Below are 18,747 nucleotides of genomic sequence, written 5' to 3' on the forward strand. Positions count from 1 at the left end.
TCATCAGTTCGCCGCGTCCAGGCCCGCTTGGATCTTGGACTGTCCGTCGGCGAGCGCCTGGTCGACGCCGGGTCCGTAGAGCGCGGCCCGGATCGTGGCCACCCACGGCCCGTTCGGGTTGTTGAACAGGTCGCCGAACGGCAGGGCGAACGGCGTGTGGCCGTTCTTCAGGCCGTCCGCGATGAGCTTGGTGCGGGGGTCCGCGGCCGTGTACTTGTTGCCCGACAGGTCGGTGCGGCCCGGCAGGTCACCGTTCTTGGCGATGATCTCCACCTGCGCGTTGTCCTCGAGGGTCCACTTGAGGAAGTCCCACGCCTGGGCCCGGTGCTTGGAGGTGGCCGAGATGCCGGCCACGTCGCCGCCGATGAAGGTCGAGGTGCCGGAGCCGTCCGGCGCCATCAGCGGGGCCACACCCCACTTGAACTTGGTCTGCTTGAGCAGGTCGCCCACGATCGGCGAGCCCAGCGGCAGGATGCCCACCTTGCCCGCCTCGAAGTTGGCCGGCCAGGTCGAGCCGTCCTGCGCCTTGTCGCTCGAGTCGACCAGCTTCTCGTCGCTCATCTGCTTGTACATCGTGAAGATCGACTTGAAGGCGGGGGTATTGATCATCACCTTCTTGCCGTCGTCGGACAGCACCTGCTCCCCCGCCGCCCACGCGTACGGGAACAGGGTGTAGACGCCGCAGCCGCCACAGCTGCCGGCGAGGTCGAAGCCGGTGATGCCGTGCCCGAGCGCGGTGATCTTACGTGCGTCGGCGAGCATCTCGGTGAAGTTGGCCGGCGCCTTCTCCGGGTCGAGGCCGGCCTGCTTGAACAGGTCCTTGTTGTAGAACAGCACGGACGAGTCCAGCTTGTGCGGCACCGCGTAGATCTTGCCGTCGTAGGACGCGACCTTCAGGTGGGACTGGGCGATGCTGGGGTAGAACGGCAGCGCCTTCACGTCGGCGCTGATGTCCTGGAACAGCCCCTGCTTGGTGTAGTTGGGCGAGTAGACCACGTCGGAGGCCAGGATGTCCGGCAGGCTCTTCGAGCCGGCCGCGGCACCGACCTTGGTCAGGTAGTTGTCGTTCGGGATGATGGTCAGCGCCACGTGGTTCTTGTGGCTCGAGTTGTACGCGTCGACCAGCCGCTGGCTGAACTGGTCGGTGGCCGAGCGCACCCACATCGTCAGCTGGGTGCCGTCGTCCGGGTTGCTGCTGCTGCTCGTCTTGCTGCCACCGCCGCCACATGCGGCCACGGTCAGCGCCACGACCACGCCTATGACCGGCAATCGCCACCTGTTAATGGCCATGTCCGCTCCTCATGTCGAAAATCTGAAGCTCCTTGACCCCGACCGCGCGTCCGGCAGCCGGCGTGACGAGCACGCGTACCTGCCGGGCCGAGATCGGCGGGAAGGTGACCTCGTTGAAATTGGGGGCCGGTGTTGCCGGGGACGCCTTCTGCCCCGGGACGTCCACCCAGGCAGAGCCGTCGAAATACTGAACCGTGCAGGCGGCCGGTTCCCGGTAGGTGCTGCCGCCGGAGCCGAACGCCTTGTTGCTGTAGAAGTAGAGCTGGACGGTGTCGAATCGAGTGGCCCGGCCGAGATCGACCTGCAGCCAGTCCTGCGCGTCGGGCGAGCCGAGGGTGCCCCAGATCGGGTTCGTGCCCACGTAGGGCCCGAAGGTCACCGGCAGCCCGCTGATGGTGAAGCCGTCCACCGCGTTCGCGGCGGTCGTCGCGGCGTACGAGGCGGTCGTGGCCTTCCCGGCCGCGAGATCCACCGCCGGGTGCTCGCGGGAGACGTCCAGGCCGGCCTTCTGGAAGCTGTCCACCAGGCGCGCGTTGCCGGCGAGGCTGACCTGGTCGGCCGCCCGCAGCGGCGCCGGGACGACGACGTGGGCCAGGGTGCGCGCGGTGAACACGCGCCGGCCGTCGACGTAGAGCGAGTACCCGGCCGGCGCGGCGGGGTAATACACCGTCCCGCCGGGCTTCTGCCAGACGATGGTCAGGTCGCTGCCGTGGTAGCTCAGGTTGTTCACCGTGAAGTGGTCCAGGCCCATGTCGATCGGCCACAGCTCGACCTTGTCGTCCAGCCGCGGGCGCAGGCCGGCCACGTCCTGGAAGAACATCCAGTTGTACGAGCCGAGCACGTCGTGGTGGATCCCGGAGCGGCCGTAGGTCTTGGTCGCCGGGTCCCAGTCGAAGAAGAACTCGTTGTTGTCCGGGAACCGGTTGTCGCCGTTGATGTCCTCGTTCCAGGCCAGCCAGGACATCAGCTGCCGGTACATGTCCGGGGTGATGTATTGCGAGGAGTACGCCCGCAGCGCGTTGGAATACAGCCGCGCCTGCAGCGTCGCGTTGATGTTCGAGAAGTTGTTGCTGCCGTGGCTGCACGCCTCGCAGGCGACATCGGCGGCCTGGTCGGCCTGGTCCGCCGTGTAGATCGGCATGATCGGGAACTCGGCGGCGTCGGCGTAGTAGCGCAGCGCCTGGGTGTACTCGGGGGTGTCCGGCGGCACGTTGTCGATGAACGGCGCGAAGTTCTGCTGGTCCTTCCAGCACACCAGATTGCCGGTGGTCAGGTCCTTCTGCAGGAACACCTTGCCCGGGCAGGTGACGGTGGGCCGCACCAGCGTGACGACGGTCGCGTCGTGGCCGCTGCCCGAGGAGTCCACGGCCGTCGCGCCGGACTGCTCGTCGAACCGGTAGTCCGCCACGTCGCCGGCGCCGGGCTGCCCGCCGGCCAGCGCCGCCACGTCGGCGGCCGCGAGCGCGTGCCCGTAGATCTGGAAGTCGTCCACGGTCGCGTCGAGGTACGGGTCGTCGAACTGCGAGCGGCCGATCCAGTTCTGGTTCGTGCTGCCCAGGCTGGACGGGTGCAGCGTCATCGCGGTGTTGGTCGCCACCGCGGCGCCGTTGACGTACAGCGTGCCGGTGCTGCCGGAGAGCGTGACCGCCAGGTGCGACCAGGTGCCGACGGGCAGCTGGGTGGCGGCGTTGAGCTGCTGCTCGCCGCTGCCGGTGGTGATCGCGAACCGCGGGCCGCCGCCGGCGTTGACGGTCAGGAACATGTAGTCACCGGTGCCGGTGCCGAAGTCGAACACCCGGGACCAGGTCGTGGTGGCGTCCGGGTTCACCCAGGCCGAGATGGTGAAGTCGGAGAGCCCGCCGACGATGCCGGCCGGCAGGTTCACGAACTCGTTGCTGCCGCTGAGCCTGACCGCATTGCCCAGCCTCCCCGGCACGCGGGGGCCGGTCGCCTGGCCGCCGCCGCTGTCGTCCGCGTTGGTCACCGGGCCGGCGGCCCACAGGTTGCTCAGGATCGCCTTGCGGATCGCCTCGGCGACGGCGGTCATCTTCGCCGCCTTGGCCTTGTTGCCGAGCAGCCGGTACTCGTCCGCCGCGGTCCGCGCCTCGGCGTACCAGTACGAGGACTCCGTCCGGTCCTGCGGGCGGGTGCCGTAGTACTTGAAGGCCACCGAGTCCGCGTCGTTGCCGGGGAGCGTGCCGGACGAGTACTCGATCAGGTGGTCGGCGTTGGTGTCGAACTTGGCCAGCGTGCCGTCCAGGTCGCACTCGGCGTACTTGGCCAGCTTCTCCACCACCGACCTCGGCCCGCCGTGCACCAGGTAGCTCTGCCAGGCCTGCACGCCGGTCCACTGCTCGTACGTGTTGTTCCAGTTCCCGGTGTTGCCCGGGTTGTCGTGGAACGCCTGGCAGCCGGACTCCTCGCCCTGCGACAGCCAGGAGCCGTACGGGTAGAGCGGGTTTCGCCAGAACTGCAGGTCCTGCAGGCGCATCGGGACGGTCAGCGAGATCTGGTTGTTGTACCCGAGCGCGCCCTCGAGATCGACCGGGAACTGGTAGTCGTTGCCCGGGATGTTGCCGTCGAACGTGTTGTAGCGGTTCAGCCAGGTGCGGTAGTAGGAGATCTTCTCGACGTTCTTGTCGGGGAGGTCGAGATAGGGCACGGTGTCGACCCAGAACCGGTTGTACTCGCGCATCTGGGTGAGCCACGCGGTGCGCGGGTCGTACGCCCGGTAGCGCGCGTAGTCGGTCGCGGAGGCGGGTATCTCGTTCGCGACCGCGCCGAGCTGCAGCTTGACCGTGACCGACGCACCCGGGTCGAGGGCGATCGCGCGGGTGAGGCCGGCGCCGGCGGCCGTGAACCCGTCGCCGGAGAAGCGCGGGAAGATCGTGGACAGCCCGTACCGCAGGGTCACCGTGCCGGTCAGCTCGGCGCCGTCGGCCGAGGCGACGGTCGCGATCGGCGAGGCGGCGGTCAGGGTCGTCGAGAGCGCGGCCGTGCCGGTGTTGGTGAGCGTCAGGTCGGTGACGGCCACGTCGTTGTCGGTGATGAACTTCTTTTCCTGTACGGACAGGCCAGGCCGGGTGTACACACCGGCGAAATAGCTCGGGTACTGGACGCGCTGGGTGGTGTCCTCCACCAGCGCATCGCCGGTCACGCCGACCGTGTACAGGCTCTGCGGTGCGGCGGTGGTGGGTGGCTGCCGGTACGCGTACCCGCCGCCGCCGTTCGCGCCGCCGCCACCCGCGCCGAAGCCGAGCACGCGCGGGTTGTGCGTGTACATGTAGAGGGCGCGGCCGCGGGTCATCAGCGCGGAGTCCGCATTGGACAGGAAGGGGCGGGCGAGGATGCGGTCGAACCAGTACGACTCGCCGCCGGCCGCGATGTCGGCGTTGTAGATGGCGCGCAGCATGCTGCCGCGCGGCTGGTAGCCGGCCGGCTCGGGCGGGATGGGGGTGGCCGAGCCGGTGAAGGTGGGCTCCCCCGGGTCGACCGCGGGCGGCTCGCCCGGGTGGTACCCGCCGGCGGGCGCGGCGCCGGCCGGCATGGCCGGCAGCACCAGCGTGCCGATCAGGGCGAGACACAACGCGCCCACTCCGGTCCTTTTACGCACGGCATCCCCCTTCGCGAGCGCGAACCTGTGGGGTCGACTGAAGGCGGGGGCCGGTGGCCGTGGAGCGGGTCGGCGACACCGTCCGTACCAGCCTGGAGGCGGCTTCACATTGGCACGGAAAACCTTTTCGGGGGGACTCTAAGCCGGTATCATGACCATTGTCAATGACGGGGTCGCGGGAACGCTCCGACCTGCGGCGATGACGCGCGAATCGGGGTCGGCGCACAGGGGGCGGACGCCACCTCGGCCGGCCCGAGGCGCCTGAAACCTTTTCGGAAAGCGTTTTCCTATTCGACAGCGGAAAGGCCCCGCGCCGGGACGCGGGGCCTTTCCGGACGGACGCGATCAGTTGGCGCGCAGGGCCTGTCGTACGGCCGCCGGTAGGACGACACCGGTGGCGGCGGTCGCGACCGACTTGGTCGCGGACCGCGGGTCGAACGGCGAGCCCTCCGGCTGGCAGACCGTGCCGGCCGCCGGCGTCCGGACGGTGACCAGGTAGTTCGCCACGTTGTCATTCACGCAGGTATTGAAGGCGATGAAGAACGCCGCGTGCCCCCACCCCGCGTAGGAAAGCAGTCGCGAGTTCGGCAGCAAGTGCGACGCCGTCACCGCGCCCTGGTACCGGGTCGCCGGATCGAAGTAATTTCCCACGACCAGAACCGGAGCGGCCGTACGCGTGGTCCAGGGCCCGAGATAGCGGTCCTGTCCGGCGCTCGACGGCCAGACCCGGCACGAGCTCCATGTCCAGTTCCAGACCCGTCCGAAGTAGCCGTACTGGCGCTCGTTGCGATCGGCGGACCGCTGCCAGGCGCCGAACGACCGCGGGTTGAGCGTGTCCGAACAGGCCACGCCGGGCGAGCCCTCCACCTCGTTGGCGTAGTAGGCCGGCGTCGGAGCGGCGTTCGCGGTCAGCCCGAAATCGGCCCGGATCGCGGCCAGCTTCTCCCCCAGCACCGCCGGGGAGACCTGCCCCTCCAGGTAGGCGAGGACCGAGGCCAGGTCGGGCCAGACCGCCGCCTGGTAGAGGTCGCCGAGGGTCAGTCCGATCAGGTCGTTGTAGGTGAAGGTGATCGTCTGACCGGTGCCGGGGTTGATCACCTGGGCCGGGTGGGCGCGCAGCTTGGCGGCGAGCGCGTCGAACCGCTTGCTCGCCCCGCCGGAGAACGCGCAATTCGGGCCGGCCGCGTCGCACAGCCGGAAGAACTCGCGGAGGGTCGCCTGGGCGCCGTCGGCGCTGCCGATCCGGGTGCCGACCGGGGTGGTGAGGGCCTGGGCGCCGCGCCCGGTGCTCCACGCGATCGGGTCGACCACGCCGTCGATGACCAGCGCGCGGAAGTTGTTCGGGAACAGGTTGGCGTAGTTCTGGCCGAGCAGCGAGCCGTACGAGTAGCCGAGGTAGGTGAGCTTGCGGTCGCCCAGCACGCGGCGCAGCAGGTCCATGTCACGGGCCGCGTCGGCGCTGGACATGTGGTCGCGGATGGCGCCGCCGTGGCTCGCGCAGGCGCCGGCCAGGCGGGCGTCGGCGGCCCGTTGCTGCTGCTCCTCGGCCGGCGTCTGGGGGAACGGGAACGGCGGCAGCGACGCCATGGCCTGCTCGAGCGAGTCGAAGCAGAGCAGCGGCGAGCTGCGGTAGATGCCGCGCGGATCGAACCCGACCAGGTCGAAGTGCTGGCGGACGGTGGCCGGGTAGTAGGCGCCCGCCTCCCGGACGAAGTCGACCCCGGAGCCGCCGGGGCCGCCCGGGTTGATCAGGAGCGATCCGATCCGCTGTGCCGGGTCGGTGGCGGGCAGTCTGATCAGGGACAGGGCGATCTGAGCGCCGCGCGGGTGATCGTAGTCGAGCGGGGCCGGGACAGTGGCGCACTGGAAGCCGGAGCCGCAGTCCGACCAGGAAACGGAGGTGCCGTTCCCGGCCGAGGCCGCGGCCGGCGCGACGAGGGTGCCGCCGAGGGCTGCGATGACAGCGGCGGTCAGCACGAGGCGAAGACGCGTCATGACACCTCAAACTACTTGAATGCGTCAATGCGTGCGGCCCCGCTACAACGAGAACGGGTGCGGCTCGAGGCGGCGCGCTCATGCCGCGGCGCGCGCATTGTCAGGTTCCGCCGACGGGCTCTGGCCCGGGTCAGAGCGGTCCTCGCTCCGGGTGTCCGGGGCCCGGTATGTTCTCGGCTGTGGCGTGGGCGACCTGGGATCCAGGCCGCAGCCGCGCACGCACGACGCCCGGGCGCGCGCGGCCACCCGATTTCCCGGCTTCACCGCCCAGGTGCGGCGGACCGGGCAACTTCGGCGCGCCTACCGCGAACGATCAGCGCAGAAGGTGTCGTCGATCAGTTGGTGCGCTCGCCGGTAGACGGCCAGCTCGCCGGCCGGGTCGGCGAGCTCGGTGGTGAGCGAGAGCACCACGACCCGCCGGCCGTCCGGGCTGACGGCGTTGAGGGTGCTCATGCCGGGCACGTCGCCCGCGTGCGACCAGTAGCCGCCGCAGCTGTCGTCGATCCACATGATGCCCAGTCCGTACCGCGCGCCCGGGAAGGGGTCCGCCAGGCCGGGCGCGGGGACGGTGTCGTGCATCTGCGCCATCTGCGCCGGGCGCAGCAGCCGCCCGGTCTGCAATGCCTGCCAGAAGCGCGCCAGGTCGGAGGGCGTGCTCACCATGGAACCGGCCGCGTCGGCGGCCGTCGGGTTGAAGAGCGTCGTGTCGATGAGCGGGCCGCCGGGGGCGAACTGGTTGTAGCCCTCGGCGTGCGGGTCGCGCAGCGTCGGGTTGTCGCCCGGCACGTACGTCTGGCTCAGGTGCAGCGGGGCGAGGACGCGGTCGTGGACCTCCCGCGCCCAGGAATGCCCGGTGACCTTCTGGATGATCATGCCGGCCAGGATGTAGTTGGTGTTGGAGTAGCTCCACGACGTGCCGGGGGCGAACAGCGGCGGGTGCTTCATCGCCAGCGCGACCAGGTCGGCCGGGTCGTAGTGGTCGAACCGGTGGGCGTAGTAGGCGGCCGGCGACCCGAGCGCGGTCAGGTCGCCGGTGTAGTTCGCGATGCCGCTGGTGTGCTGCAACAGCTCCCGTACGGTCACCTTGGCGCCGTCGTTGCCGTTGCCCGAGACCACGCCGGGCAGCCAGCGCTGCACCGGGTCGTCCAGCGACAGCCGCCGCTCGCCGACCAGTTGCAGCAGGACCACCGAGACGAACGTCTTGGTGTCGCTGCCCATCCGGAAGTAGCCGTTGCGGGGCACCGGCGCCCCGGTGTCGAGGTTCGCGACGCCGGATCGCGCCGTGGTCGTGCGGCCGCCCGCACCGGTGAGCCCCTGCACGCCGGTGATGCCGATGGCGTGCAGATCGTCGACGGCGGTCTGCAACCGCCGCTGGTCGGGCCGGCCGGCGGCCTGGGCGGCCGGCGCCACGCCGCCCGCGATCAGGGCGCCGGCCAGGATCGCGGCGACGGCGGCTTTTGTGCGCATGAGCTGTCCCTTCGTACGTTCCGAGCTGTCTCTCGAAACGTACGAAAGGCGTGGACGGGGGTCGATGGTGCCAACTCCCCCGCCGGGGGTAGGGCTAACCGGAGCCCTATCCCTCGGCGGTGCTCAGCGGGACCACTTCCGGGGCGCCGAGCCGGGCCGCGTCGGCGGTCTCGTCGTCCGGCTGCTCCTGGGAGCGCCGCTCGGCCTCGACCCGCAGGCGGTAATGCTCCACCTCCCGCTCGGTCTGCTCCTCGCTCCAGCCGAGCACCCCGGCCGCCAGAGAGGCGGCCACCGGCGCCGCGGTCACGCCCCGGTCGAAGGTCTCGATCGAGATCCGGGTCCGCCGGGTCAGCAGGTCTTCCAGGTGACGGGCGCCCTCGTGGCTCGCCGCGTACACCACCTCGGCCCGCAGGTAGTCGTCGGCGCCCTCGAGCGGCCCGCCCAGCGACGGTTCCTTCTCGACCAGCTCGAGCACCTCGGTGACCAGCGTGCCGTACCGCCCGAGCAGGTGTTCGACCCGAGCCACGTGCAAGCCGGATGAAGCGGCCAGCAGGCGGCGGCGGTTCCACAGCGCGGCGAAGCCGTCCGCCCCGAGCAGCGGCACCGCCTGGGTGCAGGACGGCGGGACCGAGCGGCCCAGCCCGTGCACGCAGGCGTCGACCGCGTCGCGGGCCATCACCCGGTACGTCGTGTACTTGCCGCCGGCCACCACGACCAGGCCCGGGACCGGGCTGCCGACCGTGTGCTCCCGGGAGAGCTGCGACGTGGACTCGGACTCGCCGGAGAGCAGCGGCCGCAGGCCGGCGTACACCCCTTGGACGTCCGCCCTGGTCAGTGGGGTGGACAGCACCGAGTTGACGTGTTCGAGCAGGTAGTCGATGTCGGTGCTGGAGGCCGCCGGGTGCGCCTTGTCGAGGGTCCAGTCGGTGTCGGTGGTGCCGACGATCCAGTGCCGGCCCCACGGGATCACGAAGAGCACGCTCTTCTCGGTGCGCAGGATCAGCCCGGTCTTCGACTGGATCCGGTCCCGGGGCACCACCAGATGGATCCCCTTGGAGGCGCGCACGTGGAACTGGCCGCGCTCGCCGACCAGCGCCTGGGTGTCGTCGGTCCACACCCCCGTCGCGTTGATCACCTGCTGGGCGCGGATCTCGAAGGTCCGGTCGTGCTCCAGGTCGTGCACGCGGACCCCGGTGACCCGCTCGCCCTCCCGCAGAAAACCCACGACCTTCGTACGCGAGGCCACGTGCGCCCCGTACGACGCGGCGGTCCGGGCCAGGAACATGGTGTGCCGCGCGTCGTCCACCTGGGCGTCGTAGTACTGCAGCGCCCCGACCAGCGCCTCCTTCTTCATCGCCGGGCATTCGCGCAGCGCGCCGCGCAGTGACAGGTGGCGGTGATGCGGCAGCCCGCCGCCCATCGCCATGGCGTCGTAGAGCGTGACGCCGCTGCCCGCGTACAACCGCTCCCAGCCTCGATGTTGCAGCGGATAGAGGAAGCGGACCGGCCGGACCAGGTGCGGCGCGAGCCGGGTGAGCAGCAGCCCGCGCTCCCGCAGCGCCTCGCGGACCAGCGCGAAGTCGAGCATCTCCAGGTAGCGCAGCCCGCCGTGGATCAGCTTGCTGGACCGGCTGGAGGTGCCCGAGGCGAAGTCGCGCGCCTCGACCAGCCCGACCGTCAGGCCGCGGGTGGCGGCGTCGAGAGCGCAGCCCGCGCCCACCACGCCGCCGCCGACGACCAGCACGTCGAGCTCGGCGCCGGCCAGCGCGGCCAGCGCCGAGTCCCGATACTCCGGTGACAGAGCAACCATGATCAGTCCACGTCAACCCAGTCGAGAGTGCGTTGCACGGCCTTCTTCCACCGTGCGTACCCATCCGCGCGCTGTTCATCCGTCCAGGTCGGCTGCCAGCGCTGCGACTCGTTCCAGTTGTCCCGCAGCTCGTCGGTCGACTTCCAGAAGCCGACCGCGAGACCCGCGGCGTAGGCCGCCCCCAGCGCGGTGGTCTCGGCCACCACCGGGCGGCTCACCGGCACGCCGAGCACGTCGGCCTGGATCTGCATGCACAGGTTGTTGGCGGTGATGCCGCCGTCGACCTTGAGCACGTCCAGGTGGACGCCGGAGTCCTGGGCCATCGCGTCGACCACGTCGCGGCTCTGGTAGCAGATCGACTCGAGGGTGGCCCGGGCGATGTGCGCGCCGGTGTTGAACCGGGACAGCCCGACGATCGCGCCGCGGGCGTCGGAGCGCCAGTACGGCGCGAACAGGCCGGAGAAGGCCGGCACGAAGTAGACGCCGCCGTTGTCCGGCACCGTGGCGGCCAGGCTCTCGCTCTCCGCCGCCGAGTTGATCACGTGGAGCTGGTCGCGCAGCCACTGCACGGCCGAGCCGGTCACCGCGATCGAACCCTCCAGCGCGTAGACCGCCGGAGCGTCGCCGAGCTTGTAGCAGACCGTGGTGAGCAGGCCGTTCTCCGAGCGGACCAGCTCGGTCCCGGTGTTCAGCAGCATGAAGTTGCCGGTGCCGTACGTGTTCTTGGCCTCGCCGGGCGAGAAGCAGACCTGCCCGACCGTGGCCGCCTGCTGGTCGCCCAGGTCACCGGTGAGCGGCACCTCGCCGCCCAGCGGACCCGGCCAGCGGGCCACGCCGTACGTGTTGGGATCGGAGGACGGCCGGATCTCCGGGAGCATCGACCGCGGGATGCCGAAGAAGCCGAGCAGCTCGTCGTCCCAGTCCAGGGTCTCGAGGTTCATCAGCATCGTGCGGCTGGCGTTGGTCACGTCGGTGACGTGGTTGCCGCCGTCGACCCCGCCGGTCATGTTCCACAGCAGCCAGCTGTCGGTGTTGCCGAAGATCGCGTCGCCGCGCTCGGCCGCCTCCCGGACCCCGTCGACGTTCTCCAGGATCCATTGGATCTTGCCGCCGGAGAAGTAGGTGGCCGGGGGCAGGCCGGCCTTGCGGCGGATCACGTCGCCCCGGCCGTCCCGGTCCAGCGCGGACGCGATCCGGTCGGTGCGGGTGTCCTGCCAGACGATCGCGTTGTAGTAGGGCCGCCCGGTGCGCCGGTCCCACACCACGGCGGTCTCCCGCTGGTTCGTGATGCCGAGCGCGGCCAGGTCCGTGGCCTGCAGGTTCGCGTGCTGCATCGCGGTACGCACGACGGTGGTGGTGCGGTCCAGGATCTCCACCGGGTTGTGCTCCACCCAGCCGGCCTGCGGCAGGATCTGCTCGTGTTCGAGCTGGTGCCGGGCCACCTCGTTCCCGCCGTGATCGAAAATCATGAAGCGGGTGCTGGTCGTGCCCTGGTCCACGGCTCCGACGAAGTCAGCCACGGCTTGCCTCCAATGTCTCTTCTCCGGGCGGCGTGGGAATCCGGCCCGGCTCTTGCGGCTCACCCGCGGCCGGCAGGAACCGCGCGATCAGGAACTGGTACAGACCGGCGCCGAGCACACCGCCGATGACGGGCGCGACGATCGGTATCCAGAAATAGAGATACCCGGTCTGGTCGCGGAAAGCACCGCCATAGCCGGTCAGGAAGCTGGCGAGTCGCGGGCCGAAGTCGCGGGCCGGGTTGATCGCGTACCCGGCGTTGGTGCCCCACGCCATGCCGATGCCGACCACCAGCAGGCCGATGATGAACGGCGCCAGGTTGGCGGCGGGTGAGGTGTTCCGCTCGTCGGTGATGGCCAGGATCAGGAACAGCAGGATGGCCGTGCCGACGATCTGGTCGAGGAACGCGGTCCAGTGCGTGACCGGCAGCGCCCCGTTGCCCGGCAGGGTGGAGAAGACGCCCTGCGTCTTGATGGTGAGACCAGGGTCCGCGTGGTGCAGCACGTCGCTGTAGGTCCAGCGCACGATCAGGGCGGCGACGAACGCCCCGAGGAACTGCGCGAGGGAGTACGGGAGCACCTTGCGCCAGGCGAAGCCTTTGAAGACCGCCAGCGCGACGGTGACCGCCGGGTTGAGGTGCGCGCCGCTGGTGCGGGCCGCGACGTAGACGCCGAGCGTCACGCCCAGGCCCCAGGCCCACGCGATGCTGTCGTGGCCGCCGAAGCCGCCGGCCACCACCTGCGCGACGACGCCCACGCCGAAGAGGATGAGGATCATGGTCCCGGCGAACTCGGCGAGTAGCTCGCCGAGCAGGCCCGGGATCTTCAGACGTTCTGCCATGTGCCCTCCTTGCTCGATGCCGTGGACGCTAGGTAGCGGTCACGGCACGGGCAACGAAGGGCGTTCGGCATTGTCGAACTTCGACAACGGTGGGCGTTCACATACTGGCATAGAGTCGGATACGTGCCCGGAACCGTGCAGTCCATCGAGCGGGCCGCCGCGATCCTGCGTCTGCTCGCCGGCGGATCGGGCCATCTGGCGCTGGGCGACATAGCCCGCTCGCTGGATCTCGCAAAAGGCACAACCCACGGCATATTGCGTACGCTGCAGCACGTCGGATTCGTGGAGCAGGACCGCGTCTCCGGCCACTATCAACTCGGTCCGGCCCTCCCCCACCTGGGCTCGGGCTACCTGGATGTCAACGAACTACGCAGCCGCTCGATCAACTGGGCGGACCCGCTGGCCGCGCGCAGCGGCGAGGCGGTACGCATCGGCGCCCTCCGGGACGGGCAGGCGCTGATCGTGCACCACGTGTTCCGCCCCGACGACACTTTTCAGACCCTCGACGTCGGCACGATGCTGCCGTTGCACGCCACCGCGATCGGCAAGGTGCTGCTCGCGTACCGGGCGGCCGGTCCCGAACCGGCCGAGGAGCTGGACCGCTTCACCCGCCGGACGATCCGCACCCGGCGCGCCCTGGCGGCCGAGCTCCAGCACGTCCGCGACAACGGCTGGAGCCTGGAGGCCGAGGAGATGACGCCCGGCAACGCCTCGGTGGCCGCGCCCATCCGCGGGTACGGCGGCCTGGTGGTCGGCGCCATCGGCATCAACGGGCTGGTCGAGCGGATCTGCGACAGCCACTACCGCCCGCACCAGCATCTCGTCGCCTACGTCCGGGACGCGGCCCGCGCCATCTCCCGGGAACTCGGAGCCGCCCGGCGCTGAGGCCTCAATGGGGAGGGAAGAGCATGACCGAGCGCTACGTCGTAGCCATCGACCAGGGGACCACGTCCACCCGATGCATCGTCTTCGACCGCCGCGGCCGGCTCGTCTCCCTGGCCCAGCAGGAGCACAAGCAGTACTACCCCCGGCCGGGCTGGGTCGAGCACGACGCCGCCGAGATCTGGCGCAATGTGGAGCGGCTCGCCCCCGAGGCGCTGCGCAACGCCGGGATCACCGAGGAGCAGGTCGCCGCGGTCGGGATCGCCAACCAGCGGGAGACCACGCTGCTCTGGGACCGGGACACCGGCGCACCGATCGGCCACGCGATCGTCTGGCAGGACACGCGTACGGATGATCTGGTCGAGCTCTTGAAGGAGGCGGACGGTGCGCCGGAGGTCGAACACGACTCGGCGCTGCCGATGGCGACCTACTTCTCCGGCCCGCGCATGAAATGGCTCCTGGACAACCACCCCGAGCTGCGGCAACGCGCCGAGCGCGGGGAGATCCTGTTCGGCACGATGGAGACCTGGCTGATCTGGAAGCTGACCGGCGGCCTGCACGTCACCGACGTGACCAACGCCAGCCGGACCATGCTGCTCGACGTGCACAGCCTCGACTGGTCGCCGTCGGCGCTCGCCTTCTTCGGCATCCCGCGGGCGATGCTGCCCGAGGTGCGGCCATCGATCGGCGTCTTCGGCACGGCGGTGGCGGCCTTCCCGGGCGTACGCATCGGGGCCGCGCTCGGCGACCAGCAGGCGGCGCTGTTCGGGCAGACCTGCTTCTTCCCGGGCGAGGCCAAGTGCACGTACGGGACCGGCAGCTTCCTGCTCCTGAACACCGGCGACGAGCTGGTACGATCCACGCACGGGCTGCTCAGCACGGTCGCCTACCAGATCGCGGGCGGGCCGGTCGCGTACGCGCTGGAGGGCTCGATCGCGATCACCGGCTCGCTGGTCCAGTGGTTCCGCGACCAGCTGGAGCTGATCGCCACCGCGCCGGAGATCGAGACCCTGGCGCGCACGGTCGCCGACAACGGCGGCTGCTACATCGTGCCGGCCTTCTCCGGCCTGTACGCGCCGTACTGGCGCAGCGAGGCGCGCGGCGTGATCGTGGGCCTGACCTCGTACATCACCAAGGGTCACCTGGCCCGGGCGGTGCTGGAGGCGACCGCCTGGCAGACCCGCGAGGTGGTCGACGCGATGAACGCCGACTCCGGCCTCGACCTGACCACGCTGCGGGTGGACGGCGGGATGACCGCCGACAACCTGCTCATGCAGTTCATCGCCGACGTGCTGGACGTGCCGGTGGTCCGTCCGCTCGCCGCCGAGACGGTGTCGCTGGGCGCGGCGTACGCGGCCGGCCTGGCGGTCGGCTACTGGCCCGACCTGGAGGGCCTGCGGCAGAACTGGCACCGGGCCGCGCAGTGGCTGCCCACCATGGACCCGGAGATCCGCACGGCCGAGTACCACAACTGGCGGCGGGCGGTCGAGCGCACCTTCGACTGGACCCGCCCCTCCTGATCCGGCGAGCCTCGAGGACCTACAGTGCGGTGGTGCCGATCCGCGGTCCCGAGGTGTTCGAGGCGCGCCGGCGGCGTGCCGCCGGCACGATCGCCGCCGTCATGGCGGTGTGGCTGCTCGCGGTGCCGTTCCTTGCCGTTGCGGCCTTCTTCACCGGGTTCACTCTGCCCAGGGCCGCTCCCATCGCCGCCGGGCGGCAGGCCGAGGCCGGGAGGCTGATCCTGGCCCTCGCCGTAGTACTGGTGCTGCTGCCCGGCGCGGCCACGGTGATCGGTGCCCGGTACCGCCGACCGATCATCGCCGGGCTCTGCGGGCTGATCACGGTCGTCGGGTTGGCCGCGGCGTTACTCCTGGTCCCCGCGGGGATGGCCGACCTCGGCTGGAAAGCCACCCCGGCGCGCATCCCGGCGCCACCGACACCCAGCCGATGCATCGAGCGCAGCGGCGGCGACACGCGCTGCCCCGGCGGCTGATCGTCCTAGCCTCTTGTCAGAGTGGGTCGCGTCGCCCGGGCGGCCATCCGCACCCGGTTCCGCCCGGCCCGTTTCGCCTCGTAGAGCTGGTCGTCGGCGGCGGCTAGGAGGGTCGCCTGCGTTCCGCCGACCGCGGCCAGGGCCACGCCGACGCTGATCGTCACCGGCAGGTCGCCGGTGACCGGGCCCCACGGGTGCGCGGCCACCCGGCGGCGCAGCCGCTCCAGGAAGGCGAGCGTGTCGGCCCGGCCCAGGCCGGTCAGCACCAGCAGGAACTCCTCGCCGCCGAGCCGGGCCGCGAACGCCCGGTGCTCGTCCACGCCGGCCACCGCGTCGGCGAGCAGCGCCGCCACCGCCACCAGCACCTGGTCGCCGATCTCGTGCGAGCACCGGTCGTTGACCTGCTTGAAGTGGTCGAGGTCGAGCACGGCCGCCCAGAGCGGCGACTCCCGCTCGATCAGGCCGGGCAGGTGCTCGTCGACGTAGCGGCGGTTGCGCAGGCCGGTCAGCGGGTCGCGGCGGGCCTGTTCCCGGAAGCGTTCGGCCTCCTGCCGCGCCTCGTTCACCTCGAAAAGCGCTTGCCGGGTACGGGCCTGGGCCTCCCGCTGCTCGTCCAGCACCCGCTTCTCGGCCGCGTGGAACCGCTTGTACTCATCGAACGCCCGCTGGAAGTCGCCGGCCATCGCGTACAGCTCGGCCTGCTCCTGCCGCACCCGGACCAGGATCTCGCCGTGCCCGTGCGCCACGCAGAGCGCCCGGCACTCGTCGAGCGTGTCCCGGGCGGCGGCGACGTCACCCTGCAGGCGCCGGGTGACCGCGAGGGTGAGCAGGAACTCCGGCAGGGCGTCGGACTCCTGGTGGCCGTCCGGGTACGCGGCGATCGCCTCGAGGACGGTCTGCTCCGCCTCGGCGTGCCGGCCCAGGGCGAGCTGCACGTTCGCCACCGTGTCCAGGTCGTTCGGGTCGAGGCGATGGCCGCGGGCGGCGGCGACCGCGCGCAGCCGCTCGATCAGCTGCCAGGCGCGTCCGGGCTCGCCGGCGAGGTACTCGGCGTAGGCGTGGTTGTTGAGGACCATCACCTCATCCCGTACGTCGGTGCTGTGCCGGGCCAGGTCGGCGGCCTGGCGGTAGCGCTCCCGGGCGGCCTCGATGGAGCCGGTCTCGGTGAGGGCGTCGGCGTACTTGACGACGTACGGGAGGCGGCGGCGGGGGTGCACCGAGTCGTCGAGGTGCTCGACGGCGGCGACCGCGTGCTCGAGCAGGGCGGCCACGTCACCCATGTTGCGGTACGTGCGGCCGAGCAGCAGGTGGCTGCGGGCGATCAGATAGCGGTGGCCGTGCGCCCGCGCCCACTCGTTGACCTGCCACATGACGGCGACCGCCGGCTTGGCGTCGCCGGCGCGCTCGGCCACGTCGGCCTGGATCAGCCGCGCCCGCATCTCGGCCGGCGCGTCCCCGGCGGCCGCCGCGATCAGCTCGAGCTCGGCCGCGCGGGCCGAGCGGCCGCGCGGGTCGAGGCCGGTCCAGTCCTCCAGGCGGTCGAGCTCGGCGGAGCGCGCGGCGCTGTCGGTCATCGGCTGGGCCACGCCGGACCGATCGGCGCGGCCGTGCGCCACTGAAGGGTTCTCGTCACCCATCCGGCCTCCCGCTTACCCGCGGGTAATGCTCGCACTCGCCCGGCTTGAGCGGCTAGTCGAGGACGCCCGTGATCAGAGTGCGGAGGCCGGCGGCGACGCGGGCGGCGCCCTCGCCGGTGACCACCAGCCGCTGGATCGGGTCGCTGTGCAGGGACGCGAGGATCAGGTGGGCGGTGACGTCGGCGTCCAGGCCGGGCCGCGCCTCGTGCAGCAGGCCGGCGATGTGCCGGTGCCAGATCGCGTGCAGCGGCGGCGGGTCGTCGTCGGGGATCTTGGCGGACACCACCGCCTCGGCGTGGTCGAGGGCGGCGAGCAGCCCCTTGTTGCGGGAGACGACCTCGATCACCCCGTCGACGAAGGCGAGCAGCCGCTCCCGCGCCGGCGCGCCCGGGCCCAGCGGCGGCGGCCCGTCCACCACCGCCTCCTGCAGGACCATCGCGCGCTCCTGCATCAGCGCCCGCATCAGCCCCGCCCGGCTGCCGAACCGGTGGAAGACCGTGCCCTTGCCGACCCCGGCCGCGGCGGCGACCCGCTCCATCGAGATCTGCTCGGGCGGCAGCCGGGTCAGCAACTCCTCGGTCGCGCGCAGGATCGCCTGCCGGTTGCGGGCCGCGTCGGCGCGCTCGGCCATGCCTTCGCCCCTCAAATAACTGGACCGGCGGTCAACTTATGCCGTACGGTCGGCTAAGTTGACCGCCGGTCCAATTTACCAGGAGGCTGCCATGCGACGCGTCCGCTACTACGAGTACGGCGGGCCCGGGGTGCTGACCGTCGAGGAGACTTCGCTGCCCGAGCCCGGCCCCGGCCAGGTCCGGCTGCGGGCCGAGGCGATCGGCGCGAACTTCGTCGACACGAAGATCCGCGGGAACGCCGGCGGGATCTTCTACCGCCCGCTGCCCGGCTCCCCCACCGGCGACGTGGTGGGCACGATCGACGCGACCGGCCCCGGCGTCGACCCGGCGCGGCTCGGCGAGCGGGTGGCGGCGCTGGTCGACCCGGACGCGTTCGCCGACTACGCGCTGGCCGACGCGGCCTGGCTGGCCCCGGTGCCGGCCGGCCTGCCCGCCGGCCCGGCCAGCCTGCTGCCGACGGCCGGGCCGGTCGCCCTGCGCGTGCTGCGCACCGGGCAGGTGGCCGCGGGCGAGACCGTGCTGGTCCACTCCGCGGCCGGGAACATCGGCGGCCTGGCGATCCAGCTGGCCAAGCTGCTCGGCGCCGGCCTGGTGATCGCCACCGCCAGCACCGAGGAGAAGCGCCGGCACGCCCGCGAGCTGGGCGCCGACGTCAGCATCGACTACACCGCCGACGACTGGCCCGACCAGGTGCGGGCCGCCGCGCCCGGCGGCGTCGACGTCGCCCTCGACGCGGTCGGCGGCGCCACGCTGACGCACAGCATCGACCTGCTCGCGCCGATGGGCCGCGCGGTCATCTACGGCCTGGCCGGCGGCGAGCTGGCCGACCTGCCGGTCCGCTCCTTCTTCGCCCAGCGAACCGTCTCCGGCTTCTCCCTGCTGGCCTGGCGCAAGGCTCGCCCCGACCAGGCCCGCGCCGAGATGGCCGAGGTGGCGGAGTACTTCGCGGACGGCCGGCTCCACATGGACGTCCGGGCGACGCTGCCGCTCACGGAGGCGGCCAAGGCGCACGAGCTGCTCGAGGACCGCTCCACGATCGGCCGCGTCCTGCTGGCCCCCTGACGCACAGC

General features: G+C 71.3%; 13 protein-coding genes. 4 read left to right on the forward strand and 9 right to left on the reverse strand.

The window, feature by feature from the left end; translation table 11 throughout:
- Positions 1 to 3: 3 nt before the first annotated feature.
- The 7 genes from IH26_RS0110170 to IH26_RS0110205 all read right to left on the reverse strand — a co-directional run bounded on the left by IH26_RS0110170 (position 4) and on the right by IH26_RS0110205 (position 12,533).
- Positions 4 to 1,290 carry an ABC transporter substrate-binding protein gene (locus IH26_RS0110170; RefSeq protein ID WP_063763672.1) on the reverse strand — a complete coding sequence of 429 codons (1,287 nt, stop codon included), beginning with the start codon at positions 1,288 to 1,290 and terminating at the stop codon, positions 4 to 6.
- Entirely contained in the window at positions 1,280 to 4,903 is a 3,624-nt protein-coding gene (locus tag IH26_RS55740; RefSeq protein WP_157437143.1) for a LamG-like jellyroll fold domain-containing protein, read from the reverse strand. Before IH26_RS55740 ends, IH26_RS0110170 begins: the two co-directional genes overlap by 11 nt.
- Before the next feature lie 345 nt (positions 4,904 to 5,248).
- On the reverse strand, positions 5,249 to 6,898 hold the full coding sequence (locus IH26_RS0110185) for an alpha/beta hydrolase (protein WP_157437144.1): 1,650 nt from the start codon (positions 6,896 to 6,898) through the stop codon (positions 5,249 to 5,251).
- A gap of 300 nt (positions 6,899 to 7,198) precedes the next feature.
- The gene (locus tag IH26_RS0110190; protein WP_034214499.1) at positions 7,199 to 8,365 is read right to left on the reverse strand and encodes a serine hydrolase domain-containing protein; all 1,167 of its coding nucleotides are present in this window, start codon (positions 8,363 to 8,365) and stop codon (positions 7,199 to 7,201) included.
- A 106-nt stretch (positions 8,366 to 8,471) separates the two neighbouring features.
- Positions 8,472 to 10,175 carry a glycerol-3-phosphate dehydrogenase/oxidase gene (locus tag IH26_RS0110195; protein ID WP_030435888.1) on the reverse strand — a complete coding sequence of 568 codons (1,704 nt, stop codon included), beginning with the start codon at positions 10,173 to 10,175 and terminating at the stop codon, positions 8,472 to 8,474.
- Between the two features lie 2 nt (positions 10,176 to 10,177).
- Positions 10,178 to 11,695: a glycerol kinase GlpK gene (gene glpK / locus IH26_RS0110200; RefSeq protein ID WP_030435889.1), complete on the reverse strand. Its 1,518-nt coding sequence runs from the start codon at positions 11,693 to 11,695 to the stop codon at positions 10,178 to 10,180.
- Positions 11,688 to 12,533, reverse strand: a complete 846-nt coding sequence (locus IH26_RS0110205; protein ID WP_030435890.1) for an MIP/aquaporin family protein — start codon at positions 12,531 to 12,533, stop codon at positions 11,688 to 11,690. Before IH26_RS0110205 ends, glpK (IH26_RS0110200) begins: the two co-directional genes overlap by 8 nt.
- A gap of 123 nt (positions 12,534 to 12,656) precedes the next feature.
- On the opposite strand from IH26_RS0110205, the gene IH26_RS0110210 reads away from it, so the two are divergent.
- The 3 genes from IH26_RS0110210 to IH26_RS0110220 are packed head-to-tail and all read left to right on the forward strand — an operon-like array spanning position 12,657 to position 15,408.
- Positions 12,657 to 13,418 carry an IclR family transcriptional regulator gene (locus tag IH26_RS0110210; RefSeq protein WP_030435891.1) on the forward strand — a complete coding sequence of 254 codons (762 nt, stop codon included), beginning with the start codon at positions 12,657 to 12,659 and terminating at the stop codon, positions 13,416 to 13,418.
- Positions 13,419 to 13,441: 23 nt separating this feature from the next.
- On the forward strand, positions 13,442 to 14,935 hold the full coding sequence (gene glpK, locus IH26_RS0110215; protein ID WP_030435892.1) for a glycerol kinase GlpK: 1,494 nt from the start codon (positions 13,442 to 13,444) through the stop codon (positions 14,933 to 14,935).
- 32 nt (positions 14,936 to 14,967) lie between these two features.
- Positions 14,968 to 15,408 carry a hypothetical protein gene (locus IH26_RS0110220; RefSeq protein WP_157437145.1) on the forward strand — a complete coding sequence of 147 codons (441 nt, stop codon included), beginning with the start codon at positions 14,968 to 14,970 and terminating at the stop codon, positions 15,406 to 15,408.
- Between the two features lie 5 nt (positions 15,409 to 15,413).
- On the opposite strand, the gene IH26_RS0110225 is transcribed toward IH26_RS0110220, so the two are convergent.
- Positions 15,414 to 17,045 carry a sensor domain-containing diguanylate cyclase gene (locus IH26_RS0110225; RefSeq protein WP_157437146.1) on the reverse strand — a complete coding sequence of 544 codons (1,632 nt, stop codon included), beginning with the start codon at positions 17,043 to 17,045 and terminating at the stop codon, positions 15,414 to 15,416.
- Between the two features lie 52 nt (positions 17,046 to 17,097).
- Positions 17,098 to 17,676 carry a TetR/AcrR family transcriptional regulator gene (locus tag IH26_RS0110230; protein WP_030435895.1) on the reverse strand — a complete coding sequence of 193 codons (579 nt, stop codon included), beginning with the start codon at positions 17,674 to 17,676 and terminating at the stop codon, positions 17,098 to 17,100.
- 91 nt (positions 17,677 to 17,767) lie between these two features.
- Here IH26_RS0110230 and IH26_RS0110235 point away from each other — a divergent pair, with 91 nt between their 5' ends.
- On the forward strand, positions 17,768 to 18,739 hold the full coding sequence (locus IH26_RS0110235) for a quinone oxidoreductase family protein (RefSeq protein ID WP_030435896.1): 972 nt from the start codon (positions 17,768 to 17,770) through the stop codon (positions 18,737 to 18,739).
- Positions 18,740 to 18,747 lie beyond the last annotated feature (8 nt).

The organism is Actinoplanes subtropicus (assembly GCF_000721705.1).
Lineage (GTDB): Bacteria > Actinomycetota > Actinomycetes > Mycobacteriales > Micromonosporaceae > Actinoplanes > Actinoplanes subtropicus.